General features: G+C 74.2%; 8 protein-coding genes. 1 reads left to right on the top strand and 7 read right to left on the bottom strand.

What is annotated here, in order from left to right:
• Positions 1-4 precede the first annotated feature (4 nt).
• From AB7J25_RS29160 to AB7J25_RS29145, 4 genes are all read right to left on the bottom strand, one after another.
• Complete coding sequence (locus AB7J25_RS29160; RefSeq protein WP_428514330.1) at positions 5-1,600, bottom strand: MFS transporter; 1,596 nt, start codon at positions 1,598-1,600, stop codon at positions 5-7.
• A gap of 63 nt (positions 1,601-1,663) precedes the next feature.
• On the bottom strand, positions 1,664-2,890 hold the full coding sequence (locus AB7J25_RS29155; RefSeq protein WP_428514328.1) for an NAD(P)-binding domain-containing protein: 1,227 nt from the start codon (positions 2,888-2,890) through the stop codon (positions 1,664-1,666).
• A gap of 15 nt (positions 2,891-2,905) precedes the next feature.
• Positions 2,906-3,466: an OsmC family protein gene (locus tag AB7J25_RS29150; protein ID WP_428514326.1), complete on the bottom strand. Its 561-nt coding sequence runs from the start codon at positions 3,464-3,466 to the stop codon at positions 2,906-2,908.
• A 243-nt stretch (positions 3,467-3,709) separates the two neighbouring features.
• On the bottom strand, positions 3,710-4,306 hold the full coding sequence (locus AB7J25_RS29145) for a TetR/AcrR family transcriptional regulator (RefSeq protein WP_428514324.1): 597 nt from the start codon (positions 4,304-4,306) through the stop codon (positions 3,710-3,712).
• Positions 4,307-4,354: 48 nt separating this feature from the next.
• Between AB7J25_RS29145 and AB7J25_RS29140 the strand changes: the two genes are divergently transcribed.
• Positions 4,355-4,861 (top strand): GNAT family N-acetyltransferase, encoded by a 507-nt coding sequence (locus AB7J25_RS29140; RefSeq protein WP_428514322.1) that lies wholly within the window; start codon positions 4,355-4,357, stop codon positions 4,859-4,861.
• Here the strand turns inward: AB7J25_RS29140 and AB7J25_RS29135 are convergent.
• The 3 genes from AB7J25_RS29135 to AB7J25_RS29125 form a co-directional block, all read right to left on the bottom strand.
• Entirely contained in the window at positions 4,858-5,643 is a 786-nt protein-coding gene (locus tag AB7J25_RS29135) for an enoyl-CoA hydratase/isomerase family protein (RefSeq protein ID WP_428514320.1), read from the bottom strand. The genes AB7J25_RS29140 and AB7J25_RS29135 overlap by 4 nt on opposite strands.
• Positions 5,644-5,738: 95 nt before the next feature.
• Positions 5,739-6,512 (bottom strand): putative protein N(5)-glutamine methyltransferase, encoded by a 774-nt coding sequence (locus AB7J25_RS29130; RefSeq protein WP_428514332.1) that lies wholly within the window; start codon positions 6,510-6,512, stop codon positions 5,739-5,741.
• Between the two features lie 2 nt (positions 6,513-6,514).
• A complete protein-coding gene (locus AB7J25_RS29125; protein WP_428514318.1) occupies positions 6,515-7,483 on the bottom strand; it encodes a patatin-like phospholipase family protein in 969 nt (322 codons plus the stop codon).
• Positions 7,484-7,731: the final 248 nt, after the last annotated feature.

The raw sequence follows: 7,731 nt of genomic DNA, 5'->3' as shown, positions 1-7,731 counted from the left end.
CCGCTCAGCCGAGGGCGAGGCCCTCCGCCGAGCTCGACGGCGTGGGATCGGGCAGCCGCGCCATCCGGAACGAGTTGGCGAACCCCAGAAGCCCCGCGAGGAGCGGGATGAGCAGCGCGATCTGCAGCGAGAGCGGGCGGGTCTCCGTGTTGATGCGCAGGATCTCCTCCCGGACCGGGGCGGGCTGCCCGGCGAGCAGCTCCTCGAGCCCGGTGTTGGTCATCAGCTGGGCGTCGTCGTCCAGCACGGTCGCCACCTGCTGCTTCTGGTCCGCGGACAGCACGGTGCTGTCGTTGGCGGCGACGGTGAACGCGGCGGCGAGCGCGGCCAGCATCGTCGCGCCGGCCAGCGCGAGCCCGAACGACAGGCCGAACGAGCCGGCGGCGGAGTTCACCCCGGCGGCCTCGCTGACCCGCTCCTCGGAGACCGGGCTCAGCGTGTAGTTGTTGAGCTGCGAGACCAGCAGGCCCAGCCCGGAGCCGGTGATCAGCAGCGGCACGAGCAGGTACCAGCCGGAGTCGGCCCGCGGCACCAGCGGGAGCAGGACCGCCATCCCGATCGCGAGCAGCGCGAACCCCCAGCACACCAGCGTCGACGGGCGGCGCCGCCCGGCCCGCTTCCCGGCGAGCAGCGCGATCCCGAACATGGACAGCGACAGCGGCGCGATCGACAGCCCCGCCTCCAGGGCGTTGTACTCCAGCACCATCTGCAGGTAGATCGGCAGGACGATCATCGTGCCGCCGAGGGCGGTCTGCTGCAGGAGCTGCTGGGTGACGCCCAGCCGGAAGTACGGCGAGGAGAACAGGCTCGGGTCGAGCAGCATCGGCTTCCCGGCGCGCTTGCGCCGCCGAAGCCACCACGCCAGCCCGCACATCGCCGCGATGCCGAGCAGCACCAGCGCGCCGACCGCCTCGCCGCCTTCCTGCCACACGAGGATGCCCAGCACGATGCCGCCCATCCCGACGACGGACATCGCCGAGCCGCCGATGTCGATGCCCCGCGGGCCGGTGTAGGCGACGTCGCGCACGAGCCGGGCACCGGAGAGCACGATGGCGATGATCACCGCTTCGAGCAGGAAGCCGACCCGCCACGACAGGAACGTGGTGATGAAGCCGCCGAGCAGCGGCCCGACCGCCGCCGCGATGGCCGCCGACGCCCCGACGAGCGCGTAGACCTTGGTGCGGGCGGTGCCCTCGAAGTTGCCGTGGATGAGTGCCTGCATGGCCGGCAGCAGCAGCGAGGCACCGAGCCCACCGATGACGGCCCAGAAGACGATGATCGCGGTGAGGCTCTGCGCGAGCGTCATCGCGATGGCGCCGACGGCGTAGCCCAGCAGGCCGATGATGTACGCGCGCTTGCGGCCGAACAGGTCGCAGACCTTGCCACCGATGAGGATGAACGCCGCCGAGACCAGTGCCTCGAGCGCGATCGCGGACTGGACCCCGGACACCGTCGTGTCGAGGTCGCGCACGACCGCCGAGATCGAGACGTTCATCAGCGACGTGTCCACGACGAGCACGAACATCGCCATCGCGAGCAGCAGGGCGAGCATGCGGCTGCGCGGCTCCGGCGCAGCGGAGGAGTCCGGCTCCGTGGACATCAGGGCATCGTTGGCGGCGCCGGGGCTGCGCGACTCATCCGGCGGAGGTGAATCCCGCCCTGGTCAGGCCGTTGCGCGCACCCGCTCGTCGAGGTGCGCCGCCACCATCGCGACGACGTCCGCGGCGTCCGCGCGCGCCCCGTCGATGAGCGTGGACTTGCGCCGCCGCAGGAACGGCATCCCCATCAGGTAGAGGCCGGGAACGCGGGTGGCGCCGCCGTCGTGGACGAGCCGGCCGCGCGCGTTCTGCACGGGCAGGTCGCACCAGGACAGGTCCGGACGGAACCCGGTCGCCCAGAGCACGGTGCCGATCTCGCCCGCGCGCAGGTCCAGCTCGAGGCCCGGGGAGGAGGGCACCTCCGTCGGCGCGAACCGCTCCGGCGGATCGGCCGCCTCGACGCCCGCCTCGACGGCCCACGTGTCGAGGGTGTCGAGCAGCCTGCCCATCTTGAGATCGGCGAGCGCGCAGACGTTGCGCAGGCCACCGGAGAACAGCGCCCGCCCGTCGCGGATCGCCGCGAGCTTGCCGTGCAGCAGCGCACCCTGCTTCACCAGGGCGTTCAGGTCCAGCGACGAGGTCGTCCCGGCGAGCTGCATCGACGGGATGTTGCGGGCGCGCACGAGGTCGTCCATCTGCGTGTACGACTCGTCGAGGACGCCGGCGTGCTCCATCCACCACAGCACGTCCGCGCCCCGGTACCGGCGCGGCATCCGTACGTGCTCGCCGACGGCCACGTGCACGCGGCGCCCGGCGCGCAGCAGCTCGTCCGCGATCTGCACCCCGGACGCCGACGCGCCCACGACGAGCACGCCGCCGTCGGGTACCTGCGACGGGTTGCGGTAGTCCGCGGGGGTGAGCGAGGCGATCCCGGGCGGCAGCGCCTCGGCCACCGGCGGCACCTTCGCGACGTTGCAGGCACCCGACGCGAGCACGACCGCGTCGGCGGTCCACTCGCCGTGGTCCGTGCCGACCCGGAAGCCCTCCCGCACCGACGTCACCGTGACGCCGGTGCGGACCGGGGCACCGGCCGCGTAGGCGTCGATCACCTGGACGACCTCGGCGGCTGTCATGTAGCCGTCCGGGTCCGGGCCGCCGTAGGCGTACCCGGGCAGCCGGGTGAGCCAGTTCGGGGTGAGCAGGCGCAGGGAGTCCCAGCGCTGGGTGCGCCACGAGTGCGCCACCTCGCCGCGTTCGAGGATCACGTGGTCGATCGCCCGGTCGGCGAGGTGGCGGCTCGTGGCCAGCCCGCAGTGGCCGGCCCCGACGACCACGACGGGAACGTGCGGCACGGGTCAGATCACCCTTCAGTCGACGGAGACCACGACGTTGGTCGGGTTGGTGAGCAGGTCGTAGACGGCGGAGCGCTTCTGCGACTGGGCCACCAGCGCCTCGACGTCGGCCTTGCTCGCGTCGGCGTCGACCTCGAAGGTGACCTTGACGTCGCTGAAGCCGTTGCGGATGTCCGGGTCCGCCCCGAGGATGCCGTGCAGGTCCATCGCCGCCTCGATCGTGGCCGACACCGAGCGCAGCTGGATCTGGCGCTGCTGCGCCACGGCCGCGACGCCCGCGGTGAGGCAGGAACCCAGCGCCACCAGCACGAACTCCACCGGCGTCACGCCGTTGTCCTCCGCGGCGAAGGCGAGCGGGTGGTCGGCGTCGTAGGTGAAGGTCTCGCGGTGGGCCTGCTCGGCGCCCAGCGTGTAGAAGGACTCGATCGACGACGTGCTGTGCGTGCCGCGCTGCCAGGTGGTGGTCGAGCGCCACGTGGTCTTGCCGAGGTCCGGGTTGTCCCCGAACAGCTCGCGGGCGCCCAGCAGCGCCTCGACGTTGACGCCGTTGTCGACGGGGGTGTCGGCGAGTGTCATGACTTCTGCTCCTTGAGTAGATCGGTTTCCTGGGTCCGGCACCGCGCCGTCCTGCGGGCGCGCGTCACCTCGGTGGAGGCGGGGCGCAGAGCGGCGCGGTCAGCGACAGGAGTGGACGGTGAGCCGCTGCAGATCGACGTGACGCCGGCGCGTCAGGTGCAGGGTCACGATCGGCATCGTTCGTGGCAGGGTGCGGCTCTGTCAAGGCGCACGATCGAGTCCGTCGGGACCGTAAGACCTCGGTCATCTTCGTGGTCCCTCCGACGGACCGGCCGATCGGCGGCCGGGATGGGCGGAGAGTCCCCGGTGGACGGCGGCCGTCGTGCGGTCGAGGTCGCCCGTGGCGAGCAGGTCGAGCAGCGCGCCGCGCAACAGGGCGAGCACGGCGGTGCGGGCGGCTGCCCCGTCCGGCCGATCCCGCTGCTCGGGTGGTTGGGCGCGGGCGAGGACGGCGAGCCAGTCCTCGACGGTCGCGGCCGCGAAACCGGCCCACGGGCCGTCCGGGTCGGCGAGGGAGCGGGCGTAGCACTCGAGCCAGAGGGTGAGCAGCGGACGGCGCGCGGGCGCGGCGAGCCACTCCCAGACCCGCCGCCCGGCGTCGTCGAGTCCGGCGGTCTCGGGAAGCAGGGCGAGCTGCTCGGCGCGTGCGCGCGCGAGGAGCTCGCGGACCAGGGCGTCCTTGCTGCCGAAGAGGAAGAGCAGCACGCGGGGGCTGGAGCCGATCGCGGCGGCCAGCGGGCGCAGCGACAGGTCCGCGATCCCGTGGGTGAGGATGTAGCGGTAGGCGGCGTCGAGCAGCTCGGCCCGCCGGGGCGAGGGGGTTGCGCGGGCCTGCGGCACGGGGTCAGTATCGGTTACTGAAACACTCGTTTCAGTGGGAGGTGCACCGTGATCACCGTCCGTCCGCTCGGCAGGCCGGGTGACCTCGGCTGGATCGTCCAGGCGCACGGCGAGCTCTACGCCGCCGAGCACGGCTGGGACGCGAGTTTCGAGGCCCTCGTCGCGCGGATCGTCGCCGACTTCGCCGCGGGCCACGACCCCGACCGCGAGCGGGGCTGGATCGCCGAGCTCGACGGCAGGCGCGTCGGCTGCGTGCTGTGCGTCGCCGACACCGCCCACAGCGCCGACACCGCCGACGGGCCCACGACGGCGCGGCTGCGCATCCTGCTCGTGCACCCCGACGCGCGGGGCCACGGCGCCGGCACGTGCCTCGTCGGCACCTGCGTCGACTTCGCCCGCGATGCCGGCTACCGCAGCCTCATGCTGTGGACCAACGACATCCTCGACGCCGCCCGGCGGATCTACGAGGCGGCCGGCTTCGTCCGCACCGCGAGCGCCCCGCACCACAGCTTCGGGCGCGACCTCGTCGGCGAGGACTGGGCGCTCGATCTCTAGCCGAACACCGGGCGTCGCTTCTCCAGGAACGCCCTGATGCCCTCCTGCCCGTCCGCGGACCCGGCGCGGGCGGCGATCCCGCGGCCCTCCAGCTCCATCTGTTCCTCCAGACCGCTGCCGAAGGACGCCAGCAGCAGCCGCTTCACCGTGCCGTGCGCCGCCGCCGAGCCCGTGGCGAGCTGCCCCGCCAGCTCCGTGGCCGCCTCTGCCAGCTCGTCGTCGGGGACGACCCGGGTCACCAGGCCCCAGGCGGCGGCCTCGTCCGCAGACAGCGTGCGGTTGGTCAGGATCAGCTCCTGGGTGCGGCGCAGCCCGATCAGGCGCGGCAGGTGGTAGGTCGCGCCCCCGTCCGGGCTCAGGCCCGCCCGCGTGTAGGCCATCGTGAACGACGCGGACGCCGCCGCGAGCACCAGATCGCCGCTCACCGCGAGGCTGAACCCGGCTCCCGCCGCGACCCCGTTCACCGCGACCACCAGCGGAGCGTCCATCCGCGCGAACGTCGACGTGGCCCGGTGCAGGTCGTCGGCGATGCCCTTCACGAACCCGCCCACCGGTCCGTCCTGCGTCCCCATCGCGCGCAGGTCCCCGCCCGCGCTGAAAAAACGGCCCGATCCCGTCAGCACGACCGCGCGGATCGACGGGTCGTGGTCGCACCGGGCCGCCGCGGCCGCCAGCTCACCGGCGAGGACGTCGTTCATCCCGTTCGCCGCGTCCGGGCGGTTCAGGGTGATGCGCACGACGGCGCCGGCGCGCTCCCAGCCGAGGGTCTCGAAGTCCGTCACGGGTCCTCCTCGCACGCCGACGGGCGGGTCCGGACGCTACCTGCCGCCCGATCCCCGTCGACAACGACGTTGTGCTGATCAACAGGGCGATTCGATCAGCACAACGTCGTTCTCGACGGCGCGCGGAAGCCGGCCACCGCCGTTCCGTCCCGGTCCTCGTCGCGCTCCACCCGGGCGGTGAACCCGTGGAGGGCGAACGCGTCGGCGAGCGCGGGTGCCTGGCGCACGCTCGTCTCGACGACCAGGGTCCCGCCCGGCACGAGCCAGCGCGGCGCCGCGGCGACGACGCGGCGCGCGATGTCCAGGCCGTCCGCGCCGCCGTCGAGTGCGATGGCGGGTTCGTGGTCGCGCGCCTCCGGCGGCATCGTCGCGATCGCCGCCGTCGGGACGTACGGGGCGTTGGCGACGAGCACGTCCACCCGGCCGCCCAACGTCGCGGGCAGCGCGGCGTCGAGATCGCCCGCGTACACGTGGTGCCCGGGCAGGTTGCGCCGCGCGCAGCGCACCGCGACCGGGTCCAGGTCCGCCGCGTGCACGATGACCCCCGGCACCGCCGCCGCCACCGCGGCGGCGACCGCGCCCGTCCCGCAGCACAGGTCCACCAGGACCAGGGGCCGTGCCGCGACGGCCAGCTCCACGAGCAGCTCCGTGCGCCGCCGCGGCACGAACACCCCCGGTTCGACCGCGATCCGCAGGCCCGCGAACCCGGCCCAGCCGAGGACGAGCTCCAGCGGCTCTCCGCGCACCCGGCGCGCGACGAGCCCGTCCAGCTCGGCGCCCGAGGCGGCCTCGGCGAGCAGGCGGGCCTCGTCCTCGGCGAACACGCACCCGGCGGCGCGCAGGCGCGCGACGAGGGCCGCGTCGGGCATGCTCACGCAGCCTCGGCCCGCCCCAGCAGCGCAGACATCGACCCGTAGCCGACGACCGTCGCCCGTTCCACGAGCGCGGCGTCCGTCGTGAGCCCGCGGACCCCGAGGTCGCGCCCCGGCGTGACCGCCAGCAGGTGGGTGGAGCCGCGAGCCGGATGCGCGGCGTCGTCAAGGACGGCGAGGACGGGAGCGTGGCGGCGGACGTCCTGGGTCATGGCGCCGAGGCCGGGAACGAGCAGGTCAAGGACGGGCACCCACGGCGGTCGGCCCTGCTCGCGCCGCAGCTCCGGGACGGTGCGGGTGAGCAGCGCGAGGACGTGCGTGGCCCCGTCGGACAGCGCGCGGAACACGGGGAGCGGCTCGGCCACCGAGCCGTCGATCCAACGCCGCCCGTGCAGCTCGACGGCGGGCCCGGCGAGCAGCGGGATGGAGGCGGTGGCGCGCAGGGCGCGCTTCCACTCGGCCGGGTTGGCGGGGTCCAGGGCGTGGGCGCGCAGGTCCCCGGCCGCCGTTGCGATCACCCGCAGCGGGACCTCGCCGGAGCCGAGGCGCTCCCACGGTTCGGGTGCGGACAGGATGTGGTCGAACAGGTGGTCCAGCGACACGACCGGCTTGCCGGTGGCGAGGCGGCGCGGGTCGATGAACGCCTTGCAGGCCATCTCCTCGAAGAAGATGCGTGCGGCGCCGTGGCCCTCGCCGAGCAGGAGCGAAGCCCCGACGAACGCGCCCGCGGAGCTGCCGTAGACGACGTCGAAGGCCTCGGTGAGACCAGCGTCCTCCAGCGCGGCGACCATCCCTCCCGTGTACGCCCCGCGCATGCCGCCACCCCCGACGACCAGCGCGATCCGGTGCGGGTCGCGGCGCGCGCCGGGGCTGGAGCCCTCGGCGCGCCGCCGGAGCAGGGCCGCGATCACCTCCGGGTCACCGGGAAGGACCGCGGGCGCGCGTCGTCGGCGCAGGCGGGGCGTCACACCTCGGATCATCCCAGCGACGCGGCCGGGGCCGCGCGGGAGGCGGCGCGGGGGCGGGCGCGCCCACCTGGAACGTGGCCCACCTGGAGCGCGCGAACGGCACGTACGGGAAGACCTATCTCCCGTACGCGCCGTTCGCGCAACGGGGCGGGCGCGTTCGCACCGTCCGCCCGGCCCTACCGCAGGGCCCGGAAGACGGCGCATCGCCCGCCCGGGACCCGCAGCCGCACCTGCGCGATCTCCGCCAC

Origin of the sequence: Pseudonocardia sp. (genome assembly GCF_050246655.1) — a bacterium.
Taxonomy (GTDB): domain Bacteria; phylum Actinomycetota; class Actinomycetes; order Mycobacteriales; family Pseudonocardiaceae; genus Pseudonocardia.
Note: the sequence above shows the minus strand (reverse complement) of the source record. Positions and strands in the feature narration are given on the sequence as shown.

Excerpts from the sequence above, each read along its gene's own strand:
- AB7J25_RS29160 (WP_428514330.1), bottom strand. The coding sequence starts at position 1,600 with ATGTCCACGGAGCCGGACTCCTCCGCTGCGCCGGAGCCGCGCAGCCGC.
- AB7J25_RS29150 (WP_428514326.1), bottom strand. The coding sequence starts at position 3,466 with ATGACACTCGCCGACACCCCCGTCGACAACGGCGTCAACGTCGAGGCG.
- AB7J25_RS29130 (WP_428514332.1), bottom strand. The coding sequence starts at position 6,512 with ATGCCCGACGCGGCCCTCGTCGCGCGCCTGCGCGCCGCCGGGTGCGTG.